This is a genomic window from Streptomyces sp. NPDC001828, assembly GCF_042892175.1.
Classification (GTDB): domain Bacteria; phylum Actinomycetota; class Actinomycetes; order Streptomycetales; family Streptomycetaceae; genus Streptomyces.
In genome coordinates this window covers 54,427-79,704 of the sequence record NZ_JBIATV010000007.1, presented here as the reverse complement: position 1 = coordinate 79,704, position 25,278 = coordinate 54,427, and the positions used below count along the sequence as shown (strand labels likewise).

Below are 25,278 nucleotides of genomic sequence, written 5' to 3'. Positions count from 1 at the left end.
AAGGCTCACCCGGCTGTCGGGTTCAGTCCATTTCGAGTACGCGGGCGTGCAGAACCTGGCGCTGCTGGAGCGCGGCCCGTACCGCCCGGTGGAGACCGTCCTCCAGGTAGAGGTCGCCCTGCCACTTCACGACGTGCGCGAAGAGGTCGCCGTAGAACGTGGAGTCCTCGGCGAGGAGGGTCTCGAGGTCGAGCTGGCCCTTGGTGGTCACGAGCTGATCGAGCCGGACCGGGCGCGGCGCGACGTCCGCCCACTGCCGGGTGCTTTCCCGGCCGTGGTCGGGGTAGGGCCGCCCGCTTCCGATGCGCTTGAAGATCACACGGAAAGCCTACCGGGCGAGCGGCTCCGGGCGCAGCCATGGAGCCCGAGTGCAATCCTGGGCAAAACGCCAAGAACCCGACGCAGGGGGCTCGCCATGACCGACAGCGACCAGACGGCGGCCGCGCGCGAGCCCATCAGCGCCGCGGGGCCGGACGAAACCGGAGCGCGGGATCCCGCCCCGGCGCCCGCCGACGCGTCCGCGCCCCCCGCGCCAGCCGACACCGCGCCCCCCACGGCCGCCGACACCGCCCCCGCCGCGCCGCAGCCCGCCGCCGAGATCGCCGCGGGGTACGGCTTCACGGGCCCCGCGATGGAATTGGGCGCGCTGTTGTGGGACGGCCAGTGCCTGCCGGACGCGCCCATCCGCATCCCCCTCTCCATGCTCAACCGCCACGGCCTGGTCGCCGGCGCGACGGGCACCGGCAAGACCAAGACCCTCCAGCTCATCGCCGAACAGCTCTCCGCCAACGGAGTGCCGGTGTTCCTCGCGGACGTCAAGGGGGACGTCTCGGGCATCTCGGCGCCGGGCCAGGCGGGCGACAAGGTGGCCGAACGGGCCGCGCAGGTCGGCCAGGAGTGGGAGGCGGCCGGATTCCCCTGCGAGTTCTACGGACTCGGCGGCATCGGCCCCGGCATCCCGCTGCGCGCCACGGTCACCAGCTTCGGCCCCGTACTCCTGTCGAAGGTGCTCCAGCTCAACCAGACGCAGGAGCAGTCGCTCGGCCTGATCTTCCACTACGCCGACACCAAGGGCCTCGAGCTGTACGACCTGAAGGACCTGAAGGCGGTCGTCGGCTTCCTGGTCTCGGACGTCGGCAAGGCCGAACTCAAGGGAATCGGCGGCCTGTCGTCCGTCACCGCCGGAGTGATCCTGCGGGCGATCACCGCGTTCGAGCAGCAGGGTGCCGAAGCGTTCTTCGGGGAGCCGGAGTTCGACACGAGCGAGCTGTTGCGGCTGGCGCCGGACGGCCGGGGCCTGGTGTCGGTCCTCGAACTCCCCGCCGTCCAGGACAAGCCCCACCTCTTCTCCACCTTCCTGATGTGGCTGCTGGCCGACCTCTTCCAGAAGCTCCCCGAGGTCGGCGATGTGGACCGCCCCAAGCTCGTCTTCTTCTTCGACGAGGCGCACCTGCTGTTCAACGGCGCGTCGAAGGCCTTCCTGGAGTCGATCACGCAGACCGTGCGGCTGATCCGCTCCAAGGGCGTGGGCATCTTCTTCGTGACCCAGACGCCGAAGGACGTCCCCGCCGACGTCCTGGCCCAGCTCGGCAACCGCGTCCAGCACGCGCTGCGGGCCTTCACCCCGGACGACGCGAAGGCGTTGAAGGCGACGGTACGCACGTTCCCGCACTCCCCCTACGACCTCGAAGAGGTCCTGACCTCGCTCGGCACCGGCGAGGCGGTCATCACCGTACTGAGCGAGAACGGCGCCCCCACCCCGGTCGCGGCGACCCGCCTGCGAGCCCCGCAGTCGCTGATGGCCCCCATCGACCCGGCCGCCCTCGACCAGGCCGTCAAGTCCTCGATCCTGTACGCCCGTTACGCCGAGCCGGTGGACCGCGAATCCGCCTTCGAGAAGCTGTCGGCGGCGGAGCGGGCGCGGGAGGAGGCGGCGGTGTCGGCCGCGCTGGACGCGCCCTCGGGTCCGGGCAAGTCGGCGTCCCGTGGGAAGAAGCAGGATGCGTCGCTGGCGGAGCAGGTGGTGAGCAGCGGGATCTTTCGTTCGCTCGCGAGGTCTGTGGGTACGCAGCTGGGCCGGGAGATCTCCCGCTCGATCTTCGGCACGCGCCGAAGGTAACCCCCTCCGGGGGTATCTGCCCGCCCGTGGCCCGGGGCCGGCGGGTCCCGGCCTTCCTGGGGCTCCGCCCCAGCCCCCGTTCGCGCCGGGGCGCGGGGAACTGCGCGACCGGCCACGCACGGTGCGAGGCCGAAAAGGGACCTAGGGGCGCGGGGAACTGCGCGACCGGCCACGCACGGTGCGAGGCCGAAAAGGGACCTAGGGGCGCGGGGAACTGCGCGAACGGCCACGCACGGTCCGCAGCCGAAACCGGGGGGCCCGGGGGCGCGGCCCCCGGAAGCCCGCCCACCCCACTCCACCCCCGGAGGGTCTCGGGAAGGGGCGGGGTGGGGAACAAACCGGGGTCTGGGGCGGAGCCCCAGGGGGTGGGGGGCCGGCCCCGCAGGGGCTCGGCCGGGACGGCGCTACTTCGCGGCGCGCCCCGCCGCCTTCACCTCCTGCTTGTACGCCCGCACCTTCGCCAACGACTCCGGCCCGGTGATGTCCGCGACCGACCGGAAGGACCCGGCCTCCCCGTACGGCCCCGCCGCCTCCCGCCACCCCCGAGGCCGCACCCCGAGCCGCTTCCCCAGGAGCGCGAGGAAGATCCTCGCCTTCTGCTCCCCGAATCCGGGCAGCGCCTCCAGCCGGGAGAGCAGCTCCGCCCCGGACGCCACCCCGGTCCACACCCCGGCCGCATCACCCCCGTACTCCTCCACGAGGAACCCGCACAGCTGCTGGATCCGCTTCGCCATGGACCCCGGGTAGCGATGCACCGCCGGCTTCTCCTTGAGGAGCTCCGCGAAGGCCTCCGGGTCGTACGCCGCGATCGCCTCCGCGTCGAGGTCGTCCACCCCCATCCGCCGGGCGATCGTGTACGGGCCCGAGAACGCCCACTCCATGGGCACCTGCTGGTCGAGCAGCATGCCGACGAGCGCGGCCAGCGGGCTGCGGCCGAGCAGCTCGTCGGCCTCGGGCTGCTGGGCGAGCCGAAGGGTTGTCTTCATGCCTCGATGATCGGCGGCCGACGACCGGGACGCACGCGGACACCCTCGCCCGATACGGCTGGGCGCGCCCCACATATGAGCGCCCCGCATCTGAGCGCCCCACATGTGCGCAGCCCACACCTGCCACCCCACACGTACCCACCCCACATAAGGGGAGGCATTCGCACCCTTTTCGAGTCGGCTCACGCTTTCGTATGACAGACGTACGGCACTCGAATGGCCGACGCCGGGCCGGGTAGTTCCGCCCGGACCATCACGTGCGTGCCGGGCACGTGCGTACCAGCCATGTGCGTACCAAGAGGGGCGACCGTAGTGAGCCAGCCTTTTGTTCTGCCGGATTTCTATCTGCCGTATCCGGCCCGGCTCAACCCCCACCTGGAATCCGCGCGGGAGCACTCGCGCACCTGGGCCCGGGACATGGGCATGCTGGAGGGCTCCGGAGTCTGGGAGCTCGCGGACCTGGACGCGCACGACTACGCGCTGCTCTGCTCGTACACCCACCCCGACTGCGACGCGGAACAGCTCGCCCTGGTGACGGACTGGTATGTGTGGGTGTTCTTCTTCGACGATCACTTCCTGGAGATGTTCAAACGCACCCTGGACCGCAAGGGCGGCAAGGAGTACCTCGACCGGCTGCCCGCCTTCATGCCCATGGACCTCGCCGACGGGTTCCCCGAGGCGACCAACCCGGTCGAGGCGGGCCTCGCCGACCTGTGGGCGCGCACCGTCCCCTCGATGACGAAGGAGTGGCGCGAGCGCTTCGCGATCAGCACCCGCAACCTGCTGAACGAGTCGCTCTGGGAGCTCGCGAACATCAACGCGGGCCGGATCGCGAACCCCGTCGAGTACATCGAGATGCGCCGCAAGGTCGGCGGAGCGCCGTGGTCGGCCGGGCTCATCGAGTACGCCGCGAACGCCGAACTCCCCGCGTCCGTAGCCGAGTCGAGGCCCCTGCGGGTCCTCACGGACGCCTTCGCCGACGCCGTCCACCTCCGCAACGACCTGTTCTCCTACCAGCGGGAGGTCGAGGACGAGGGCGAACTCAGCAATGGCGTACTGGTACTTGAGACCTTCCTCGGCTGCACGACGCAGGAGGCCGCCGAGTCCGTCAACGACCTCCTGACCTCGCGGCTCCAGCAGTTCGAGAACACCGCGCTCACCGAAGTCCCCGCGCTGTGCCTGGAGAAGGGCCTTCGGCCGGACCAGTGCGCGGCGGTCGCGGCGTACGTCAAGGGCCTCCAGGACTGGCAGTCCGGCGGGCACGAGTGGCACATGCGCTCCAGCCGCTACATGAACGCGGACGCCGTGCTCGGCCCGGCCCCTTTCGACGGAGTGCTCGGCACCTCCGCGCTCGACGTCACCAGCCTGTTCGGCCGCCCCGCCGAGGCCCGGCACCGCAGCTTCACGCACGTACCGAACCAGAAGGTCGGCCCGTCGCTGCTGCCCGACTTCGACGTCCCGTACCCACTGACGGTCAGCCCGCATGTGGGCCACGCACGTGTGTCGTCGATCGCCTGGGCGGACCGTATGGGGCTGCTCGACGACCTCTGGGACGCGGAGAAGCTCGCGGGCTACGACTTCGCGCTCTGCGCCGCCGGACTCGACCCCGACGCGACACCGGAGGAGCTCGAACTCAGCACCGAGTGGCTGACCTGGGGAACGTACGGCGACGACTACTACCCGCTGGTGTACGGCCGGCCGCGCAACCTGGCCGGGGCGCGGGCGGCCACCGTGCGGCTCTTCGCTTGCATGCCGGTCGACGATCCCGCCGCCGGCGTCCTGGCGGCGGTGACCCCCATGGAGCGGGGCCTCGCCGACCTGTGGGCGCGCACCGCGGGGCCGATGCCGGCCGCGGCCCGCGCGGCCTTCCGCCGGTCCGTCGACGTCATGCTGGAAAGCTGGCTCTGGGAGCTGCTCAACCAGGCCCAGCACCGCATCCCCGACCCCGTCGACTACATCGAGATGCGCCGCTACACCTTCGGCTCCGACCTCACGATGAGCCTGTCGCGCCTGCGTCACGCCGGTCAACTGCCGCCCGGACTCTACGAGAGCGGCCCCATCCGCAGTCTGGAGAACGCGGCCGCCGACTACTGCTGCCTGCTCAACGACGTCTTCTCGTACCAGAAGGAGATCGAGTACGAGGGCGAGCTGCACAACGGCGTCCTCGTCGTCCAGAACTTCTTCAACTGCGACTACCCGACCGGGCTGCGCATCGTCGACGACCTGATGCGCTCGCGGCTGCGCCAGTTCCAGCACGTCATCGACAACGAACTCCCGCTCCTGTGTGAGGACTTCGAGCTCGACGAGGACGGGCGGCGTGTGCTCGGCACCTATGTGGCCGAGCTCCAGGACTGGATCGCGGGCATTCTGAACTGGCATGTCTCGGTGCGCCGCTATGGCGCCGCCGACCTCCCGGCCACCCTGCCCCATGGCAGCTCCCCCCACACCGCGTTCCGGGGCGGTGTGGCCCCGGGGTGGATGCGGCCCAGCGGGGACGGGACCTCGGCGGACCGGGTACGGCTGCCGGAGGCGTGGAAGGCGGCGGCCGCCCCCACCGGCGCCCCGCTGGCCGTCCCGTCCGTGACCGGCGCGGTGCCGGCACCCATGGGGCCCGCCGTCCCGTCCGTGACCGTGGTGGCGCCCGAGCCCATGGGGCCCGCCGTGCCCTCCCTGCCCGTGTCCGCCGAGTGGACGCCCACACTCCCGGCGCCCACGGTGGCGGGAGGCCATACCTCGTGATCCTCTAATGTGCGGGGGCCACACCCTGGGGCCGCACCCGGCCACGAGGAGGCGCGCGCATGGGACACGACCACGGCGCGTCCTCGGCGGCATCGGGCACGCTCAGCGGCACGTATCGCAACCGGCTGCTGTGGACCATCGGCATCAGCGCGGCGATCACCCTCATCCAGGTGGTCGGCGCGCTGCTCTCCGGCAGCCTCGCGCTGCTCGCCGACGCGGCGCACAGCCTCACCGACGCGGTCGGGGTCTCCCTCGCGCTCGGCGCGATCACGCTCGCCCAGCGGGCCCCGACCCCGCGCCGCACCTTCGGCTTCTACCGGGTGGAGATCTTCTCGGCGGTCCTGAACGCCCTGCTCCTGGCCGCGATCTTCGTCTGGGTCCTGTACTCGGCGATCCGCCGCTTCAGCGAGCCGGTCGAGGTCAAGGGCGGGCTGATGTTCGCGGTGGCGCTGGGCGGACTCGCCGCGAACCTGGTGGGTCTGTGGCTCCTGAAGGACGCCAAGGACAAGAGCCTCAACCTGCGCGGCGCCTACCTCGAAGTGCTCGGCGACGCGCTCGGCTCGGTGGCGGTCATCGTGGGCGGCCTGATCATCCTGTTCACCGGCTGGCAGGCCGCCGACCCCATCGCCTCCATCGTCATCGGTCTGCTGATCGTGCCCCGCACGTACGGGCTGCTGCGCGACGCCCTGCACGTGCTGATGGAGGCGGCCCCCAACGACGTGGACCTCGCGGAGGTCCGCCGCCACCTTCTCGAGGAGCCGGGTGTGGTGGACGTACATGATCTGCACGGTTGGACGGTGACGTCCGGGATGCCTGTGCTCACCGCACATGTGGTGGTGAAGGAGACCGCCCTGGACGGCGGGTACGGGGAGCTCCTCAGCCGGCTCCAGAGCTGTGTGGGGGACCACTTCGACGTGGCCCACTCCACGATCCAGCTGGAACCCGAGGGCCATACCGAGGCCGCGGACTCCCTCCACCGCTGAGCCGCTGCCGCCGGGGTCGACGGGCCGCACCCAGGGGCCGCGGGACCGGGTGCCGGACGGGGGAGCGGCGCCCGGGGCGCCGGGTGTGAGCGCGGTTCGGCGCGCGGGTTCGGACGGGGCTGTCTAGCCTGTTCGGGGGGCTCCGCTTCCTGGAAGGGTGAGTCCATGAAGGGTGCGGCACAGCTCGCTCGACGGGTGGTCGCGGCCGGGGCCGGTGCGGCTCTGGCCCTGATCGGGCCCGCCACCGTCACTCGCGCCGCCGGTCCGGGGCCGGACCTGGAGCGGTTCTACCAGCAGAAGATCGGCTGGGAACCGTGCCAACCGACCGAGGGCCAGACCGGTGAACTCCTGGACTCCGTAAGGGGTATGGAGTGCAGCACCCTCAGTGTGCCGGTCGACTACGCGGACCCCGGCAAGGGCGACATCGCGCTCGCGCTGGCCCGCATCAGGAGCGCGGCCACCGGCGCCGACCGCAAGGGATCCGTCGTCTTCAACTTCGGCGGCCCCGGCGAATCCGGGGTCGACGGGCTTGCCGCCTTCCGGGACGTGGCGGCCGGCATCGACAAGCAGTACGACCTGGTGAGCTTCGACCCGCGCGGCGTCGCCCGCAGCTCTCCCGTGCGCTGCGGCGGCGAGGAAGAGGCGGCACGGTTCGACGACGGGGACCGGGACACGCCGGGTACGGGGGCCGCCGCCGTCGCCGAGGCGAAGCGCACAGCCCAGGCGTGCCGCACGAAGACCGGGCCGGTGCTCGACCACGTGGGCACCGTCAACACCTCCCGCGACATGGACGTGCTGCGCGAGGTGCTCGGCGACGAGAAGCTCAACTACCTGGGGATCTCGTACGGGACGCGGCTGGGCGCGGTCTACGCGAGCCAGTTCCCGAAGCGGACGGGCCGGATGGTCCTGGACGCCGTCGACACCCTGCGGGGCAGTGCCGAGCAGGACGCGCTCGCGCAGACCAAGGGCTTCCAGCAGGCCCTCGACGCGTTCTTCGCCGGCTGCGCCCAGCAGAACTGCGAGCTCGGCACCAGCCCGGAGCAGGTCGGCGCGACCTTCGACCGGGCGGTCGCGAAGCTCGCCGACGGGAAGACGGTGACGGGCTCCGACAACCAGGACTTCACCAGCGACGACCTGCACAGCGCCGTGCAGTCCGCCCTCTACAGCCAGGCCTCCTGGCCCACCCTGTCGGCGGGCATCGCCGCCCTCCTCGATGACGACGACCCCACCGTCCTCGCCTCGCTCAACCCGGGCGCGGGCACGGACGACGCGCCCGCCGGCAACTCCGACGAGGCGATGCTCGCGATCAACTGCGCGGACGACCCGGTGCGGCCGGCCGACCCGACCAGGGAGTACGACGCCGTACAGCGTCAACTCACCCGGGAATCCCCGTACTTCGGGCCCGGCACGGCCGCGCGGGCCGTCGCCTGCGCGGGGTGGCCCGCGGGCACCGACTACATCCGCCGGATCGACCACCCCGGCGCGCCCAAGATCCTGGTCGTGGGCGGCAAGGGCGATCCGGCGACGCCGTACCCATGGGCCCAGGCCACAGCCAAACAGCTCGGTTCGGGTGTCCTGATGACATACGAGGGCGAGGGACATGGGGCGTACGCCGCTTCGCAGTGCATCCGCGCCAAGGTGGACGCCTTCTTCGCGGCCGGGACGGTACCGCCGGCGGGAACGAGCTGCCCGGCGGAGGTACCGGACGAGTAGCCGGGCCGGAGAGCGGACGGGTGCGGGGCCGGGCTTGGCGGCCGGGTCCCGCCGAGTGGCCGGTGGCGGCCGGTCGAGCGGGGCGGCCACGGTCACCCGGGCCTAAATTCGCTGGGCCGCGCGTGGGGTAAATGGCACGATCGCCGACATATGGATACCTCACCCATGTCTCCGGAGCCCATGTCTCCCGAGCCCACGTCTTCCGGGTCCACGTCTCCCGAGCCCATGTCGCCGGAGCACGACCCTGCTGCGACTCCGCCCGCGTTTCCTTCCCCCACTCCCCCCGCCAACCCCTCCGGGTCGGCGTCCGGACGAACATCGCACGCCGGCACCACCTGGCGCACCCGGCCCGAGGCCCCCGTGGACATCGAGGCGGTACGCGCCGTGAACCTGGCCGCGTTCCCCACCGAGCTCGAGGCCGACCTCGTCGACGCGCTGCGCGCCGACGAGGCGTGGATCCCCGGCCTTTCGATCGTGGCGGAGGCCCCGGACGGCTCGGTCGCCGGCCACGCGCTGCTGACCCGGTGCCGGGTCGACGGCGCCCCGGCGCTGGCCCTCGCGCCCGTCGCGGTGGCCCCCGGGCATCAGCACACGGGCGCGGGATCCGCCGTGGTGCGGGCCGCGCTCGCCGCCGCGCGGGAGCGGGGCGAGGATCTGGTCCTGGTGCTCGGCCACCCCGACTACTACCCCCGCTTCGGTTTCACCCCGGCCTCGGCGCTCGGCATCCGGGCCCCCTTCGAGGTGCCCGACGAGGCGATGATGGCGCTCCGGCTGCGGCCGGGAGGGGCGCCGGCGCCGACGGGCGTGATCCAGTACCCGGCGCCGTTCGGGACGTAGGCGCGGCGGGCTGACAGGGCTGTATTGGCCGTCAGGCCGGCCCGGGCCTTGGGCCGGCTTCCGTAGGCGCCCCTGTGCGCGCGCCTACGGAAGCCGTGTCGTCCCACCCGCCCGGTACTGCGAATCCGCAGGGCGCCTCAGGGCCCCCAACACCCAAGCGCTGTAACAGTGTTCGGTGACCACATAGACCGGCGTCGTACCGTCCCGGCACTCCACCACCTGCGAGCCGGGCGCGGGCCGGGGCCCCGGGTCGGTCCAGTACGGCGGCCTGACCCGGACCACCGTGAGGCTGCGCGGCACGGGGACCCGGGCTAGCCGGCCGAACGGATCGGGGGTGGAGGCGAGCAGCCCCGGAGCAGCGACCAGATAGCCGAACTCCTCGTGGCTGTAGGGGACTTCACCGCGAATGGTGCCCGGAAAGCACTCCTCCACGGAGGGTGACAGCGGGGCCACCCTGATGGTGTCGGTGGTGCGGTGGCGACGGCGGTGCGTCACCCAGGCGGCCCCGGTGAGGACCGGAACGGCTCCGACCGCCGTGAGCAGCACGGCGGTCGGCACCCCGCCGGTGGCCCACGGCGTGCCGAAGGCGAAGCAGGCGATGAGCAGCACCGCGGCCAGCGGCACGATGATCCGCCAGGTCTCCTGCGGGACCGACCCGGCCGACCCGGCAGCCCCGACGGCATCCGCCGAACCGGTGGACCCAGTGGCACGCCGTGCCGAGCAGTACCCGCTGCGCAGGCAGGCCCCGCCCACGGAGAGCAGAAAGAGCGCGGCGGCCAGCGGCAGCCGGTAGCCGCCGCGCGGGTCCGCCGTCGTGTACTGGCGCATGCCCCGGAACTCGACGTACCTGATCTCCCCACGCCAGTAGGTGAGTTGAAGGGCGGCGCCGGGGCGGACCACCGCGAAGACGGGGGTGCGGCCGTCCATCTTGACGCGGCGCGGTGGCGCGGCGACAGCCCGGCCGGGCGGGTGCATCGGCGGGCTGGTCTTCAGCCGCCCCGGCAGCGCCCCGGGGCCGTCCTGTACGTGGCCGAGGCCCAGCCAGTAGTACGTGGAGCGGTGCTGGTGGTCGGCCGCGGTGGAGGTCACCGTGGCCTCGACGGTGTGTCTGCACTCCGTCGAGACCTCGGCGACCGGGCAGTCGCCCGCCGCCGCGAACGCCCGCTCCACATCGAGCGCGTGCGGCACGGTGACCAGGAGCAGCCAGCCGGCGACGAGCAGGAGCGCGACGCCGATCGCCGCGCGGGCGAGGGCGGCCGACCGGTCGCGGGCCAGGAAGACGGGTGCGTTCATCGCTCGCCGCTCGGGGCCGCGTACCGCACGGAAGGGGATGACGGGATCATCATCCGGTCATCCTGAACCCATCGGGGGCCCAAGTTCCGTCTGTGGAAAGGTGGTTCAGACCAATAGCGGAGCGCGGGCCGCCCCGGCGGAATCGATCATGCGGTGGTCGCCGCGCCGGCGCACCCCGGCGTGGATCGGCCCGCCCACCTGCGCGGGTTCACCCATAGGTGTGAGCGACGGCGGGACATGCGCCACTGGCACTTGCGTGTTGGCACCCAGTGCCGTGGAGGAGCGGTCGAGGCGGCGAGAAGTGGGGCCGAGGCCGGAGACAACAGACATCGTCGACACCCTGATGTTCCGGGGCGCCCGGTGCGAGAATTCCTCCCACACAGCCAGCCGACGACTATGTGCGGACCGACCCGGCACATGCATGCCACATGTGCATCCCCCACATGCACACCACAGTGGTGCTCCCCGACTGCGTACGAGCGGCCGCGAACGGGCATATGCCTACCCCGGCGCTCCCGAATGAAGGTGATGGGGCCATGTCCGCGGACATGAAGGTGCTACTGGTCGACGACCACGAGGACAACCTGTTCGCCATGGAGAGCATCCTCGCGCCGCTCGGCTACCCCCTGGAGCTCGCGACCAGCGGGGACGCCGCCCTCAAGGCCGCGCTGCACGGGGGAATAGCGGTCGCGGTCCTCGACGTCGTGATGCCCGGCGTGAGCGGCCTGGACGTCGCCCGCTATCTGAGCCGCCTGACCCAGACCCAGCTGATCCCCGTCATCCTGGTGACCGGCATGGGCCAGGACAGCGACATGGCCGCCCAGGCCCTGCACCTGGGCGTGGCCGACTACCTGATCAAGCCGCTCGACCCCTGGGCCTTACGCATCAAGGTCCAGTACCTCTACCGCACCAGCACCCTGCTCACGAGCAACCCGCGCCAACGGGGCCCCCGCAACCACCCGGCCGAACCGGCCCAACTCCCCGCCCGCCGCCGCCAGTTGCACCCCACCGAAACCATCCGAATCCCCCACCAGCCGGACGAACCGCCTCGGTGAGGCGGGGGCGGGCGGCTTGTCCACGAGGGAGCCGTCTCGTCCCCCGAGCCGAGGGGACCTCCCCGCCCCGGCGTGCGGAGACCCCCGAACACGGAGAAGGCCCCGGCCGGTTTCCCGGTCGGGGCCTTCAACATCGTGCCCGGTGAGGCACTGGCGGAGGATACGAGATTCGAACTCGTGAGGGGTTGCCCCCAACACGCTTTCCAAGCGTGCGCCCTAGGCCACTAGGCGAATCCTCCGGGGCAAACAATACAAGACGTTGAGGGGTGCTCGCGAACTCGTTCCCACCTCAGGGATCAGGTACGCTGTGCGCAGCCCCTCACGTGGCGCTATCTGACTGAACTCCCCCAGGGCCGGAAGGCAGCAAGGGTAGGTCGGCTCTGGCGGGTGCGTGGGGGGCGCTTTATTTTGTGGGGCGCGGGGCGTCCCATCCCCTTGTGTGCGGGGCCGGTTCGGCCGGGGGGCCTCGGGCGGGCCGTCGTCGGCGGGCCCGGTTGTCAGTGGGCCCCGATAACCTCGTATGCGTGTCGTCCCTTGCGCTGTACCGCCGCTACCGCCCCGAGTCGTTCGCCGAGGTCATCGGGCAGGAGCATGTCACTGACCCGCTGCAGCAGGCGCTGCGGAACAACCGGGTCAATCACGCGTACCTGTTCAGCGGGCCGCGGGGCTGTGGCAAGACGACCAGTGCCCGGATCCTGGCCCGGTGTCTGAACTGTGAGCAGGGGCCGACGCCCACCCCGTGCGGGGAGTGCCAGTCCTGCCAGGACCTCGCGCGCAACGGGCCGGGTTCCATCGATGTGATCGAGATCGACGCCGCTTCGCACGGTGGCGTGGACGACGCCCGTGAGCTGCGCGAGAAGGCCTTCTTCGGCCCCGCGTCCAGCCGCTACAAGATCTACATCATCGACGAGGCCCACATGGTGACCTCGGCCGGCTTCAACGCCCTCCTGAAGGTCGTCGAGGAGCCGCCGGAGCACCTCAAGTTCATCTTCGCCACCACCGAGCCCGAGAAGGTCATCGGGACGATCCGGTCGCGTACGCACCACTATCCGTTCCGCCTCGTGCCGCCCGGCACGCTGCGGGAGTACCTCGGCGAGGTCTGCGGGCGCGAGGGCATTCCCATCGAGGACGGGGTGCTGCCGCTCGTGGTGCGCGCCGGCGCCGGTTCCGTGCGTGACTCGATGTCCGTCATGGACCAGCTGCTCGCCGGTGCCGCCGAGGACGGTGTGACGTACGCGATGGCCACCGCCCTGCTCGGCTACACCGACACCTCGCTGCTCGACTCCGTGGTCGACGCCTTCGCGTCGGGCGACGGCGCTGCCGCGTTCGAGGTCGTCGAGCGGGTCATCGAGGGCGGCAACGATCCGCGCCGCTTCGTCGCCGACCTCCTCGAGCGGCTGCGGGACCTCGTGATCCTCGCCGCCGTTCCGGACGCGGGGGAGAAGGGGCTCATCGACGCCCCGGCCGACGTCGTCGAGCGGATGCAGGCGCAGGCCTCCGTGTTCGGTGCGGCCGAGCTGAGCCGGGCCGCCGATCTCGTCAACGCGGGGCTCACCGAGATGCGCGGGGCCACCTCGCCCCGGCTCCAGCTCGAACTGATCTGTGCCCGGGTGCTGCTGCCCGCCGCGTACGACGACGCGCGCTCGCTCCAGGCCCGTCTCGACCGCCTTGAGCGCGGGGTCAACTTCCAGGCGGCGCCCGCCGGTGGGCCCGCCATGGGGTACGTGCCCGGGCCCGAGGCGCATGCGCCGATGCAGGGCGGTCCCGGCGGGCCCGAAGGGGCTCGGGCCGCGGTGCGGGGTGCGGGGGCCGGGGGGCCGGGACCGATGGGCGGGCCCGCCCAGCCGCAGGCCACCCAGCAGCAGCCCGCCCAGCCGCCGCAGCCTCAGGCGCAGCCCGCCCCTGCGCAGCCGGTGCCGCAGGCGCCCGCGCCCCAGCCCGCCGTGCAGGCGCAGCCCGCCCAGCAGCAGCCCCAGGCACCGTCCGCCCCGCCCCAGCCCGCCGAGTCGAGCCCCGCGGGGGCCTGGCCGTCGGCTGCCGCGCCCGGTGGCCAGCGGCCCGGTGCCTGGCCGGGGGCGGCGGCACCCGCCCCCTCCGCAGGGGCCTGGCCCTCGGCCGCGCCCGCGTCCGCCCCGGCCGCACCGGAGCCCGCTCCGGCCGCGCAGCCCGCAGCGCCCGCGCCCGGCGGGCAGGGCAATGCCATGCAGGTGCGCAACATGTGGCCGGACATTCTGGAGGCCGTCAAGAACAAGCGGCGCTTCACCTGGATCCTGCTCAGTCAGAACGCGCAGGTGGCCGGCTTCGACGGCACCACCGTGCAGCTCGGCTTCATCAACGCCGGTGCCCGGGACAACTTCGCGAGCAGCGGCAGCGAGGACGTGCTGCGCAGTGTGCTCTCCGAGCGCTTCGGGGTGCAGTGGAAGGTCGAGGCGATCATCGACCCGTCGGGCGGCACCCAGCCCCCGCCCGCCGCGGGCAACTTCGGCGGCGCCGCCCCCCGGCCCCCCGCCCCGCCCGTCCAGCAGCACCAGCAACAGCCGAGCCAGCAGCACCAGCCGCCGCAGGCGCCCCCGCAGCCTTCCAGGCCGGCGGCCACGACCCCGGCCGCACCCGCGCCCGCACCGCAGAAGCAGCAGCCGCCGCAGGCCGGCCCTTCCGTACGCCAGGAGGAGCCCCCGCCGCCCCCGGTCCGGCTGGAAGACGATGTTCCGGAGGACGACGATCCGGACCTGGTGGACAACGCGCTGTCCGGGCACGACCTGATCGTGCGCGAGCTCGGGGCGACCGTGGTGGAGGAATATACGAACGAGGGCTGAGCATCCGCCTGGTGACCCGCACAAAGATCACGCCATCACGGCGGCTAGGCTGGCTGCCGTGAAGGTCCTTGTCATCGGCGGCGGTGCCCGCGAGCACGCCCTGTGCCGTTCCCTGTCCCTCGACCCCGACGTGACGGCGCTGCACTGCGCCCCCGGCAACGCCGGGATCGCGGAGGTCGCCGAGCTCCACCCCGTGGACCAGCTGGACGGGGACGCGGTCGCCCGCCTCGCCGCCGAGCTCGGCAGCGAGCTGGTCGTGGTCGGGCCCGAGGCCCCACTCGTCGCCGGGGTCGCCGACGCCGTGCGCGCCGCGGGCATCCCCTGCTTCGGCCCCTCGAAGGAGGCCGCGCGGCTGGAGGGCTCCAAGGCCTTCGCCAAGGACGTGATGGCGGCGGCGAGCGTGCCGACCGCCCGCTCCTACGTCTGCACCACCCCCGAGGAGATCGACGAGGCGCTGGACGCCTTCGGTGCTCCGTACGTGGTGAAGGACGACGGCCTCGCGGCCGGCAAGGGCGTCGTCGTCACGGACGACCTCGCCGCGGCCCGCGAGCACGCCCTCGCCTGTGACCGCGTGGTCATCGAGGAGTTCCTCGACGGCCCCGAGGTCTCCCTCTTCGCGATCACCGACGGCGTCACCGTCCTGCCGCTCCAGCCCGCGCAGGACTTCAAGCGCGCGCTCGACGGCGACGAAGGTCCCAACACCGGTGGCATGGGCGCCTATTCACCCCTTCCGTGGGCCGACCCTAAGCTCGTCGACGAGGTCATGGAGAGCGTCCTCCAGCCGACCGTCGACGAACTGCGCCGCCGCGGAACGCCGTTCTCCGGACTGCTGTACGCGGGCCTCGCGATCATCTCGCGCGGGGTGCGGGTCATCGAGTTCAACGCGCGCTTCGGCGACCCCGAGACCCAGGTCGTCCTCGCCCGTCTCCAGACCCCGCTCGCGGGCGTGCTGTTCCACTCGGCCAACGGCACCCTGGACGTCCAGCCCCCGCTGACCTGGCGCGACGACGCCGCCGTCACCGTGGTCATCGCCTCGCACAACTACCCCGCCACGCCCCGCACCGGCGACCCGATCGAGGGCCTGGCCGAGGTCGCGGCCGAGGACGCGCCGACGGCGTACGTCCTGCACGCCGGGACCCGGCACGAGGGCGACGCGGTCGTCAGCGCCGGGGGCCGTGTCCTCTCGGTCACCGCGACCGGCGAGGACCTGACGCAGGCCCGCGACCGGGCGTACACGGCGGTCGGCCGGATCCGCCTCGACGGCTCGCAGCACCGTACGGACATCGCCCGCGAGGCGGCGCAGGGCCTGGGCTGACGGGTCGCGGCCCGGGGGCCCGGCGCCCCCGCCCCGCCCTTCGCGCCCCGCGCCCAGCCCCCGTACCCCCACCCCATCCCGCCCCGGAACACTCACACCTTTACCCAAAGCCATTCCATCGAGTGACGGTGGCCCCATCGGGATGACTCCTGCCGGGGCCCCAACTAGGGTGCGGCGAGGGCGTTGCGGCACTTGGCCCACCGGCATTGCGATGTCAGTGGGCGGTGCCACAGTGGGGGAGTGAGCAAAGCCGCCGCAGGGCAGAGGGGGTGAAGTCCGGCCGTGTCCGGTACCGGAATGGGTGGAGAGGTGGGCGCGCAGCACGCGCGTTCGCGGGCTCTCGCAGTACTGCGCATCCGTAGCAGGGCGCTGGCCGTGGCTCTGCTGCCGGCGGCCGTCGCCGTCGTGCTGATCGTCGCCGCCGCGCAGGGCCGTATCGAGGGCAGTGGCTGGGGCGCCGCGCGCTGGGCGGTCACCGCCACCGCGCTGCTCGTGCTGCTGCTCGCGGCCGTCGTCGGGGCCGTGATCGTACGCGCCAGACCGGCCCTTTCCCCGACGGTGGACCTCGCCGAATCGGCGGCCCCCGATCTGTATCGCCTGGTCAGGGATCTGGCCGAGCGCCTCGATGTGCCACCGCCCTCGGCGATAGCCCTGACCCCGGACTGCGACAGCTGGCTGGAGGACCGCACTCATCCGGCGCACGCCGGGCGGGGGGCGATGCCCGCTCGCTTCATACGCGGCGCCGGTGCGGGGGCCGCTCGCGCCCGGCGGGTGCCGGCCACGCCGGTCCTGGTCATCGGCTCGCCCTTCATGTGGTGGATGCGCGTCGGCGAGCTCCGCGCCATCCTCGCCCCGGTCGTCGCCGGTACGGGCCCCTCCGCGCATCCGGACATAGCCGCCGCCCGCCGGTTCGTACGGGGTCTGGACGCGGCCGTGGGTCTGGCCGCGCGGCCCGGGCTCGACCCGGTGCGCCGCCTCGCCTGCGGCTTCGTCGCCGCGATCGCCCGGCTGCTCCTGCGGGGCTGCCGGGTGCATGCCGCCGAGATGGAGCGCGGGGTCGCGGTCGCCGCGTCCGAGCGCGCCCAGGCGGTGGACTACGGGGTACGCATCGTGGCCCAGGAGCAGGTCGGGCTCGCCTACGCGGGCTGGGACCGGCTGCTGACCAGGGTCGCGCTGCCCGCCTGGCGGATGGGCCGCTGGCCCTCCCGTCTGGACGCGGGCGTGGTCTCCGCGCTCACCGAGCTGTCCCGGCGCGACCGTCTGGCCGAGGGCTTCACCTCACGGCTCGGCGAGCGCCCGGCCTGTGACCTCCTGGAGGAGCCCGGGGCCGCCGACGAGGCGACCTCGCTGCTCGCCGCCCGGCTGTTCCACGGCGGCCCCGCCGAGCCGGGCCCCGACTGGGCGCCGGTGGACTGGGCCGCGTATCCGGAGGAGGTCGTGGACCGAAAGTGGCGCACCGAGGCCGCCCGGCTGCACCGGGTCCTGGACGCGCTCGACGAGCGGCGCGACGCCAAGTCCGCGGCGCCCACGCTTGCCCGGGTCATCGACCACCTGGCCGGGACGGACGGCGAGGCCGCCGACCGTCTCGCGGCCCGGATCGCGGCGGAGGTGGCCGGCGAGGAGGCCGCGTCCGCACCGCCCGCGCCCGGCCCCGAGGCCTGGGGCATCGACGCGGTGCCGCTCTTCCCGCTCCAGCCGCAGCGCACGGGCCGCGAGCTGCTCGCCGACCATGTGACGGCGATGGTGTGCTGCGCGGCGGTCGACACGGCGGGCGCCCTGCCCGGGCTCGACTGGCTGGACGGGCCCTCGCTGCTCATCGACGACGTGCGCCGCTCGGACCTGGGGTCCCCGGTGCTCGCGCTCGTCGAGGAGGGCGACCCGGACGAACTGCGCGGCTGGCTCTCCTCCATCGGCATCCGCCCGGAGAAGCCGGTACGCCTGGTCTGAGGGGAGCGCCCGCCCCCAACAGGGCTCCCCAGAGGGCGAGTTCGCCCTACATATCCGGAACGTCGAGTTCCCGTTAACGTCAATTCGCGACGAACGGTGACGGAGTGCGTGCGTTATGTGATGTGCTGGGGACCGGTCGCGGACAGACCGCGCACCACAGTCGCATCAGTGTTGTCGCGGGGGATCGAGGGAGGGGAGTGACATGGGGGTGGAGCGGTCGGAGCACATCCGGCGCTGGGAGTCCGGAGCCCTCGCGCACGCCGTCTCGGACCCCTTCGGGCAGGGCCCGCTCCCCTGGCTGCGCGGCAGTGAGACCTACTTCGACGACACCGGGCACGTGGTGCCCTGGTACGTCGACCACGTCCCGGTCCAGCGGGGCACCCCCGACCCCCGCAGCGCCCCCCGGGTCACCGGGCCGCGCACCGCCGACGACGTACGACGGCAGATCAAGGGCTTCGCCTCCAGCGGGGCCGTCGCGCCCGGCGAGGCCATCGACTTCCACATCACCGTGGACCCGCCGCAGCAGTTCACCGTCGACGTCTACCGGATCGGCCACTACGGCGGCGACGGGGCCGCGAAGATCGCCACCAGCCCCCGGCTGTCCGGGATCGTCCAGCCGCCGCCGCTGGCCGTGGACCGCACGGTCTCCTGTCACCACTGGTGGCAGTCCTGGCGCTATCAAGTGCCCTCGCACGCCTCCATCGGCGCCCATGTCGCCGTGCTCACCACCGCCGACGGCTACCGCTCGCACATCCCGTTCACCGTTCGCGACAGCCACCCCGCCGATCTGCTCCTGCTGCTGCCCGACATCACCTGGCAGGCCTACAACCTCTACCCGGAGGACGGCCGCACGGGCGCCAGCCTCTACCACGCCTGGGACGAGGAGGGCCGGCTGCTCGGCGAGGAGGACGCGGCGATCACCGTCTCCTTCGACCGGCCGTACGCGGGCGCGGGCCTGCCCCTGCACGTGGGCCACGCCTACGACTTCATCCGCTGGGCCGAGCGCTACGGCTACGACCTCGCCTACGCGGACGCCCGCGATCTGCACGCCGGACGCGTCGACCCCACCCGCTACCGCGGCCTGGTCTTCCCCGGCCACGACGAGTACTGGTCGGCTCCCATGCGCCGGGCCGTCGAACTGGCCCGTGACGGCGGCACCTCGCTGGTCTTCCTGTCGGCCAACTCCCTTTACTGGCAAGTGGAGTTGGGGCCCTCCCCGTCCGGGGTGCCGGACCGGCTGCTGACCTGCCGCAAGCGCCGCGGCCCCGGCCGGCCCGCCCTGTGGCGCGAGATCGCCCGGCCCGAGCAGCAGCTCCTGGGCATCCAGTACGCGGGCCGCGTCCCCGAGCCGCACCCCATGGTCGTCCGCAACGCGAGCCACTGGCTGTGGGAGGCGACCGGGGCCGGGGACGGCGACGAGATCGAGGGCCTGGTCGCGGGCGAGGCCGACCGCTACTACCCGCGCACCGCCCTCCCCGAGCACCGGGACCGCATCCTGCTCGCCCACTCCCCCTACCGGGACAGCGAGCAGCACGTCAGGCACCAGGAGACATCCCTGTACCGAGCGCCGTCCGGCGCGCTCGTCTTCGCCTCGGGCACCTTCGCCTGGTCCCCGGCGCTCGACCGGCCCGGCCATGTGGACTCCCGCATCCAGCGGGCCACGGCCAACCTCCTCGACCGCATCTGCAAGCGGGACTGACGCGGGCCACGGCCCGGCCATGCCGCGCTCCACGGGCCGCCGGGGCCCGGACCGTGACGCGCTCCACGGGCCGCTGGGCCCCGGACCGTGACGCCGGAGGCACCGGGACCCGACCCGCACCCGACCCGCGACGGTGGTCCCCGGCCGCATGCGAGAGAATCGGAATCGCTCCTGGATCAACCTACGCGGAGGAACCGTGTCCGGATTCGTAGAAAAGCCCGAGCCCCTGCAGGTGCCGGGCCTGACCCACCTCCACACGGGCAAGGTGCGTGACCTCTATCGGAACGAGGCGGGCGACCTCGTCATGGTCGCCAGCGACCGGATGTCCGCGTACGACTGGGTGCTGCCCACCGAGATCCCCGACAAGGGCCGGGTCCTGACCCAGCTCTCGCTGTGGTGGTTCGACCTGCTCGCCGACCTGGTCCCCAACCACGTCATCTCCAGCGAGGTCCCGGCCGGCGCCCCCGCCGACTGGGCGGGCCGCACCCTGGTGTGCAAGTCGCTCGCGATGGTCCCGGTGGAGTGCGTGGCCCGCGGTTACCTCGCCGGCTCCGGGCTGGTCGAGTACAACGAGTCCCGCACGGTGTGCGGCCTCGCGCTGCCCGAGGGCCTGGCCAACGGGTCCGAGCTGCCCGCGCCGATCTTCACGCCCGCCACCAAGGCCGCCGTCGGCGAACACGACGAGAACGTGAGCTACGAGGAGGTCGCCCGCCAGATCGGCGCGGAGACCGCCGCCCAGCTGCGCCAGGCCACCCTCGCCGTGTACGGGCGGGCCCGCGACATCGCGCGCGAGCGGGGCATCATCCTCGCGGACACCAAGTTCGAGTTCGGCTTCGCGGGCGAGGAACTCGTCATCGCCGACGAGGTGCTCACCCCGGACTCCTCGCGCTTCTGGCCGGCCGCCACCTGGGAGCCGGGCCACGACCAGCCGTCCTACGACAAGCAGTACGTCCGCGACTGGCTGACCTCGCCGGAGTCCGGCTGGGACCGCAAGAGCGAGCAGCCGCCGCCGGCGCTGCCGCAGCAGATCGTGGACGCGACCCGGAGCAAGTACATCGAGGCGTACGAGCAGCTCACCGGGACCAGCTGGGCGTAACCGGCGCGGACGACGAAGAAGCCCCCCGGTCGAGGGCCGGGGGGCTTCTCCTTCTACGGAGCGAACGACGAGGTTCGAACTCGCGACATCCACCTTGGCAAGGTGGTGCTCTACCAGCTGAGCTACGTTCGCATGCGCCGTGGCGCGGAGACCACTATACCCAACCGCGCTCGCGAGCGAGACGCACCGCCGTATGACGGTTCTCCGCACCCAGCTTCGCGGCGGCCGACGAGAGGTAGTTGCGGACCGTTCCCTGGGACAGCGCGGCCCGCTCGGCGATCTCCGCGACGGGTGCCCCGTCGGCCGCGAACCCGAGCACCTCGGCCTCGCGAACGGTCAGCGGAGAGTCCCCTGCGGAGATCGCGTCGGCCGCCAACTCCGGGTCCACATAACGGTTTCCGGCGTGCACCGACCGGATGATCTCGGCGAGCCGCTGGGCGCTGACGGTCTTCGGCACGAAGCCCCGCACGCCCGCCGTCAGGGCCCGCTTGAGGTGGCCAGGGCGCCCGTGGCTGGTCACGATCATGGTCCGGCAGGACGGCAGTTCGGCCCGCAGTTTTGTGGCCACCGTCACACCGTCCGCGCCCGGCATCTCCAGATCGAGGACCGCCACATCGGGCCGGTGGGCCCGTGCCATCGCGAGCGCCTCGGGGCCGGAGGCGGCCTCGGCGACGACCTCCAGGTCGTCCTCCAGGCCGAGCAGCGCCGCGAGCGCGCCCCGGATCAGGTGCTCGTCGTCGGCGAGCAGCACCCGTACCCGGCTCATCTGGGCACCTCCGCGGTCAGCCGGAACAGGCCTTCGCCCGCCGGTCCCGCCTCCAGGGTGCCGCCGAGCGCCGAGAGCCGCTCGCGCAGGCCCGCGAGGCCGGAGCCCGGGGTGGTGCTGGGCCGCTCGGGCACGCCGTCGTTCTCGACGACCAGGGTCGCGGTGTGCTCGGCGACCGCGAGCCGGATCGCCACACTGCGGGCGTCCCCGTGCCGCAGTACGTTGGTGGTGGCCTCGCGCACCACCCAGCCGAGCGCCGACTGGGCCTCCACGGTCAGGCCCTCGGCGGGCCCGCTGTACTCACAGCCGATCCCGGCCGCTTGGAGCACCCCCCGGGCCCCCTCGATCTCCACCCCGAGGTCCGCCTCGCGATAGCCGCGCACCACTTCCCGTACCTCTTTCTGTGATTCCTGGGCGATGCGCTGCACCTCCACCATCTGCGCCACCGCCTCGGGCCGGCCGCGCTGGGCGAGCTGGACGGCGAGCTCGGCCTTGAGCGCGATGACGGCGAGGTTGCGGCCCAGCACGTCGTGCATGTCCCGCCCGAAGCGCAGCCGTTCCTCGGCGACGGCGAGGCGGGCCTCGGTCTCGCGGGCCCGGTCCGACTCCCACATCGCCGAGAGCGTCCAGGCCCCGCAGCGCGCCATCAGCAGGATGTACGTGCCGGACAGGGCGACCACGAGGGCCAGATAGACCAGCCGTTCGCCGCGCACCCCGGCCACCGCGAACACCGCGACGGTCGGCAGGGCGAGCAGGGCGAACCGCCGCAGGAACGTCCAGGGCGCGACGAGGAGGCTGTACGTCATCCCGAACGGCACCACGACGTAGAGCGCGATCATGATGAGCTCGGCCTCCCTGACGCCGTGCGCCGCGTAGAGCCCGCCGAGCAGGACGAACGAGAGCAGGCAGAGCGCGAGCGCCACCACGAGCGGCCGGCGCGGCATCGCGCCCCGCCCCAGGTACTGGTCGAGCGCGCGGCGGTGTGCCCGGATGCCCTGGTGGGCCTGCGCCGCGCCCGCGGCGAGCGTGGCCACCGCGAGGGCGAGCGGCAGCCGTTGGTGCCGCAGGCCCTCCAGGACGAACGGCACTTCCCAGCTGAGGAAGAAGAACCACGTCGTGCAGCGCCAGATCACCCGGCTCTGCAGTTCGACCTTCTCGATCCTGCTGAGGTCCCGCCAGTGGCGCTGATGCCAGCCCCGTATCCCGCCGATCACGCCGTCGCCCCCTCGTCTCAGCGCCGCGGCTCCCAGCGGAAGCGCTTGCGCACGACCAGTACCGCGATGGACGTCCAGACAACCATGACGAGCAGCTCCCGCAGTACGTCACCCGCGTCGGCCCCGCCCGTCCAGGCGCTCCTGATCAGCTGGATCACCGGGGTGAGCGGCAGCATGTCGCACACCGCGGCGATCTTGTCGGGCATCACGTCGAGGGGGACGACCATGCCCGATCCGGCGACCGAGAGCAGCATCATGGGCATGACCGCGATCTGGGCGCCCTCGGCGGTCCTGGTGACGGCGGAGGTCGCCGCCGCGAGCGCGCCCATCATGGCGATGCCGAGCAGCAGCCCGACGGCCGCGAGCCACCCCACCTCGGGCAGCGGCACGTGCAGCCACAGCGAGCAGCCCACCACGAGCAGCACGGACTGCGCGAGGGCGATGAGCACCGCGGGCAGCGCCGCCCCCGCCAGGATCTCCCGGTCCCGCAGCTCCCCGGTGCGAAGCCGCTTCAGGACGAGTTCCTCGCGGCGTACGACGTAGATGCCGACCAGCGGCGAGTACAGGGCGAAGAGCAGGGCGAAGCCGAGCGAGCCGGGCAGCAGCACGGTCCCGGCGTTCAGCCCGTTCTTGCCCAGGTCGATGCTGTCGACCGTCCCGTACATGGAGACGGTGAGCAGGCCCGGCAGTACGAGCACGGTGAACATCGCGGACTTGTTCCGGCCGAGCAGGGTCAGTTCGGCCCGGGCCAGCGCCTTCATGCGGTCCGCCGCGGTCCTGAGCGACCGCGCGGGCGCCAGGACCGGGCTCTGCGCCGCGTCCAGGGTGGTGCTCATCGGGTGGCCTCCGTTTCTCCGCGCTGGTTCTGCGCGATCTTGAGGAACGCCTCTTCGAGCGAGGCCGAGCGCACATCGAGCCCCCGCAGCTCGACCCCGCTGTCCCTGGCCCACAACAGCAGCCCGGTGGCGGCGAGTTGGAGCTCCTTGGTCTTCAGCCGCACGGTGCGGCCCGCCGTCTCGTGGCTCGTGATGCCGAGCCGGTCGAGCGGCGGGAGATCGCCCAGGTGGTAGCCGTCGGGCAGATCGAAGGAGATGTGCGAGGGCTGGGCCGCGACGACTTCGTCGACCCGTCCGCTCGCCGCGATCCGCCCCTCGTGCAGGATCGCGAGCCGCTCGGCCAGCGCCTCGGCCTCCTCCAGGTAGTGGGTGGTCAGCAGCACGGTGGTGCCGCCGTCGCGCAGCGCGCGCACCAACTCCCAGGTTTCGCGCCGCCCTTCGGCGTCGAGACCGGTCGTCGGCTCGTCGAGGAAGAGCACCTCGGGCCGCGCGAGCAGCGCGAGCGCCAGGTCGAGCCGGCGTTTCTCACCCCCGGAGAGCTGCTTGACCCGCACCTGCGAGCGCCGGGCCAGGTCGACGAGTTCGAGCGCCTCACCGACCGGCCGGGCCCCGCTGGTGCAGCCCGCCCACATGCGGACGGTCTCGGCGACGGTCAGCTCGGCGGGGAAGCCGCCCTCCTGGAGCATCACCCCGGTGCGGGGGCGCACCACGGCCCGCTCGGTGTACGGGTCGTGCCCGAGCACCCGGACGCTGCCGGCGGTGGGCCGGGCCAGTCCTTCGAGGAGTTCGACGGTGGAGGTCTTTCCCGCGCCGTTGGTGCCGAGCAGCGCGAAGAGTTCGCCGCGCGCCACGGAGAAGGAGATTCCGGATACGGCCTCGAAGCCCCCGGCGTAGGTGCGCCGCAGCTCCTCGACCTCGATCACATTCGCTGTGCCTGCCATGCCTCCAGCGTTCCGCCACCTGGGCGGCCGGGGCAGTGCGCGCTGTCATCGCGGCTCATGACAAATGTCAGGAGGGGAGCGGCACTTGGCCGGGTAAGCGACTCGGGGCGCGCGGCGCTCGCGTATCCGGCGCTCGCGTATCGGGCGCTCGCGTTTCCGGCTCTCGGGCGCGTGACCACATGACCAAGGGCCCCGGTTCAATGAACCGGGGCCCTTGGTGATTCCTGAGCGGACGACGAGATTCGAACTCGCGACCCTCACCTTGGCAAGGTGATGCTCTACCAACTGAGCCACGTCCGCATGCCTCCGACCAGCTCTCACTGGACGGCGCGAGCACCACTCTACCTGATCCACAAACGTGGCCGGCAGACGATGCGGAGCGGGTGACAGGAATTGCACACTGCGCCTCCCCCCTGGAAGGGGGGTGTTCTACTACTGAACTACACCCGCACGCTCCGGTGGACTTGGCTTTTCGGCCTTGCCCCTCGGCGTGCTCCAGACTCTAGCTGATCAGCAGGGGGGGTTTGCAACTCCGGTGCCCGGGGCGGCCGCAGAGCCGCCCCGGGCGGGAGATCAGCTCGCCTCGGCGAAGGCCTCGTAGACCTTCTTGGGGATCCGGCCTCGGGCCGGCACGTCCATCTTGTTGGAGCGCGCCCAGGCGCGGACGGCCGCCGGGTCGGGAGCGACGGCGGTGTGCCGGTAGGTCCTGCCGGACTTCGAGTGCTTGCGGCCCGCCGTCACGTAAGGCGCGAGCGCCTTGCGCAGTTTCTTTGCATTGGCGGGATTGAGGTCGATCTCGTAGACCTTTCCGTCCAGGCCGAACGTGACCGTTTCCGCCGCTTCTCCGCCGTCGATGTCATCGGAGAGTGTGACCACTACGCGCTGAGCCACGGATATCGGTTCCTTCCTACGGTCTCGCCACT

19 protein-coding genes, 4 tRNA genes and 1 other RNA gene are annotated in these 25,278 nt (G+C 72.5%); 12 read left to right on the top strand and 12 right to left on the bottom strand.

Annotated elements, in window-relative coordinates; genetic code table 11:
- Nucleotides 1-22: 22 nt before the first annotated feature.
- Nucleotides 23-319, bottom strand: coding sequence for a type II toxin-antitoxin system VapB family antitoxin (locus ACFYZA_RS20670; RefSeq protein WP_053725882.1), 297 nt, complete (start codon nt 317-319; stop codon nt 23-25).
- 96 nt (nt 320-415) lie between these two features.
- Here ACFYZA_RS20670 and ACFYZA_RS20665 point away from each other — a divergent pair, with 96 nt between their 5' ends.
- Nucleotides 416-2,119 carry a helicase HerA-like domain-containing protein gene (locus tag ACFYZA_RS20665; RefSeq protein WP_388492043.1) on the top strand — a complete coding sequence of 568 codons (1,704 nt, stop codon included), beginning with the start codon at nt 416-418 and terminating at the stop codon, nt 2,117-2,119.
- A gap of 404 nt (nt 2,120-2,523) precedes the next feature.
- Here the strand turns inward: ACFYZA_RS20665 and ACFYZA_RS20660 are convergent, their stop codons facing one another.
- Nucleotides 2,524-3,105 (bottom strand): HhH-GPD-type base excision DNA repair protein, encoded by a 582-nt coding sequence (locus tag ACFYZA_RS20660; protein WP_382582814.1) that lies wholly within the window; start codon nt 3,103-3,105, stop codon nt 2,524-2,526.
- A gap of 312 nt (nt 3,106-3,417) precedes the next feature.
- Here ACFYZA_RS20660 and ACFYZA_RS20655 point away from each other — a divergent pair, with 312 nt between their 5' ends.
- The 4 genes from ACFYZA_RS20655 (at nt 3,418) to ACFYZA_RS20640 (ending at nt 9,377) form a co-directional block, all read left to right on the top strand.
- On the top strand, nt 3,418-5,844 hold the full coding sequence (locus ACFYZA_RS20655) for a germacradienol/geosmin synthase (RefSeq protein WP_388492042.1): 2,427 nt from the start codon (nt 3,418-3,420) through the stop codon (nt 5,842-5,844).
- A gap of 59 nt (nt 5,845-5,903) precedes the next feature.
- Nucleotides 5,904-6,827: a cation diffusion facilitator family transporter gene (locus ACFYZA_RS20650; RefSeq protein WP_388492040.1), complete on the top strand. Its 924-nt coding sequence runs from the start codon at nt 5,904-5,906 to the stop codon at nt 6,825-6,827.
- A gap of 165 nt (nt 6,828-6,992) precedes the next feature.
- Nucleotides 6,993-8,540, top strand: coding sequence for an alpha/beta hydrolase (locus tag ACFYZA_RS20645; protein WP_388492038.1), 1,548 nt, complete (start codon nt 6,993-6,995; stop codon nt 8,538-8,540).
- 360 nt (nt 8,541-8,900) lie between these two features.
- Nucleotides 8,901-9,377 (top strand): GNAT family N-acetyltransferase, encoded by a 477-nt coding sequence (locus ACFYZA_RS20640; protein WP_388492037.1) that lies wholly within the window; start codon nt 8,901-8,903, stop codon nt 9,375-9,377.
- A gap of 84 nt (nt 9,378-9,461) precedes the next feature.
- Here ACFYZA_RS20640 and ACFYZA_RS20635 read toward each other — a convergent pair whose 3' ends face one another.
- Nucleotides 9,462-10,670 carry a hypothetical protein gene (locus ACFYZA_RS20635; RefSeq protein ID WP_388492035.1) on the bottom strand — a complete coding sequence of 403 codons (1,209 nt, stop codon included), beginning with the start codon at nt 10,668-10,670 and terminating at the stop codon, nt 9,462-9,464.
- Nucleotides 10,671-11,206: 536 nt separating this feature from the next.
- On the opposite strand from ACFYZA_RS20635, the gene ACFYZA_RS20630 reads away from it, so the two are divergent.
- Nucleotides 11,207-11,725, top strand: a complete 519-nt coding sequence (locus ACFYZA_RS20630) for a two-component system response regulator (protein WP_388492033.1) — start codon at nt 11,207-11,209, stop codon at nt 11,723-11,725.
- 151 nt (nt 11,726-11,876) lie between these two features.
- Here ACFYZA_RS20630 and ACFYZA_RS20625 read toward each other — a convergent pair.
- Nucleotides 11,877-11,964, bottom strand: a tRNA-Ser gene (locus tag ACFYZA_RS20625).
- A gap of 71 nt (nt 11,965-12,035) precedes the next feature.
- Between ACFYZA_RS20625 and ffs the strand changes: the two genes are divergently transcribed.
- From ffs to ACFYZA_RS20595, 6 genes are all read left to right on the top strand, one after another.
- Nucleotides 12,036-12,134, top strand: an RNA gene (gene ffs / locus ACFYZA_RS20620) — signal recognition particle sRNA small type.
- A 115-nt stretch (nt 12,135-12,249) separates the two neighbouring features.
- The gene (locus ACFYZA_RS20615; RefSeq protein WP_388492032.1) at nt 12,250-14,541 is read left to right on the top strand and encodes a DNA polymerase III subunit gamma and tau; all 2,292 of its coding nucleotides are present in this window, start codon (nt 12,250-12,252) and stop codon (nt 14,539-14,541) included.
- 58 nt (nt 14,542-14,599) lie between these two features.
- The gene (gene purD, locus ACFYZA_RS20610) at nt 14,600-15,856 is read left to right on the top strand and encodes a phosphoribosylamine--glycine ligase (RefSeq protein ID WP_388492030.1); all 1,257 of its coding nucleotides are present in this window, start codon (nt 14,600-14,602) and stop codon (nt 15,854-15,856) included.
- A 282-nt stretch (nt 15,857-16,138) separates the two neighbouring features.
- Nucleotides 16,139-17,803 (top strand): hypothetical protein, encoded by a 1,665-nt coding sequence (locus ACFYZA_RS20605; protein WP_388492029.1) that lies wholly within the window; start codon nt 16,139-16,141, stop codon nt 17,801-17,803.
- Between the two features lie 202 nt (nt 17,804-18,005).
- Complete coding sequence (locus ACFYZA_RS20600) at nt 18,006-19,502, top strand: N,N-dimethylformamidase beta subunit family domain-containing protein (RefSeq protein WP_382582790.1); 1,497 nt, start codon at nt 18,006-18,008, stop codon at nt 19,500-19,502.
- Between the two features lie 196 nt (nt 19,503-19,698).
- A complete protein-coding gene (locus ACFYZA_RS20595; protein ID WP_382582787.1) occupies nt 19,699-20,598 on the top strand; it encodes a phosphoribosylaminoimidazolesuccinocarboxamide synthase in 900 nt (299 codons plus the stop codon).
- 59 nt (nt 20,599-20,657) lie between these two features.
- Here the strand turns inward: ACFYZA_RS20595 and ACFYZA_RS20590 are convergent.
- The 8 genes from ACFYZA_RS20590 to ACFYZA_RS20555 all read right to left on the bottom strand — a co-directional run bounded on the left by ACFYZA_RS20590 (nt 20,658) and on the right by ACFYZA_RS20555 (nt 25,246).
- A tRNA-Gly gene (locus ACFYZA_RS20590) sits at nt 20,658-20,730 on the bottom strand.
- Between the two features lie 22 nt (nt 20,731-20,752).
- Complete coding sequence (locus tag ACFYZA_RS20585) at nt 20,753-21,364, bottom strand: response regulator transcription factor (RefSeq protein WP_382582784.1); 612 nt, start codon at nt 21,362-21,364, stop codon at nt 20,753-20,755.
- Nucleotides 21,361-22,578, bottom strand: coding sequence for a sensor histidine kinase (locus tag ACFYZA_RS20580; RefSeq protein ID WP_388492027.1), 1,218 nt, complete (start codon nt 22,576-22,578; stop codon nt 21,361-21,363). The genes ACFYZA_RS20585 and ACFYZA_RS20580 overlap by 4 nt, the downstream gene beginning before the upstream one ends.
- Nucleotides 22,579-22,595: 17 nt before the next feature.
- Nucleotides 22,596-23,414: an ABC transporter permease gene (locus ACFYZA_RS20575; RefSeq protein ID WP_382582778.1), complete on the bottom strand. Its 819-nt coding sequence runs from the start codon at nt 23,412-23,414 to the stop codon at nt 22,596-22,598.
- On the bottom strand, nt 23,411-24,355 hold the full coding sequence (locus ACFYZA_RS20570) for an ABC transporter ATP-binding protein (RefSeq protein ID WP_388492025.1): 945 nt from the start codon (nt 24,353-24,355) through the stop codon (nt 23,411-23,413). The genes ACFYZA_RS20575 and ACFYZA_RS20570 overlap by 4 nt, the downstream gene beginning before the upstream one ends.
- A 227-nt stretch (nt 24,356-24,582) precedes the next feature.
- Nucleotides 24,583-24,655 (bottom strand) — tRNA-Gly (locus ACFYZA_RS20565).
- Between the two features lie 78 nt (nt 24,656-24,733).
- Nucleotides 24,734-24,805, bottom strand: a tRNA-Gly gene (locus ACFYZA_RS20560).
- Nucleotides 24,806-24,928: 123 nt separating this feature from the next.
- Nucleotides 24,929-25,246 carry an Lsr2 family protein gene (locus ACFYZA_RS20555; RefSeq protein ID WP_382582773.1) on the bottom strand — a complete coding sequence of 106 codons (318 nt, stop codon included), beginning with the start codon at nt 25,244-25,246 and terminating at the stop codon, nt 24,929-24,931.
- Between the last annotated feature and the right edge of the window lie 32 nt (nt 25,247-25,278).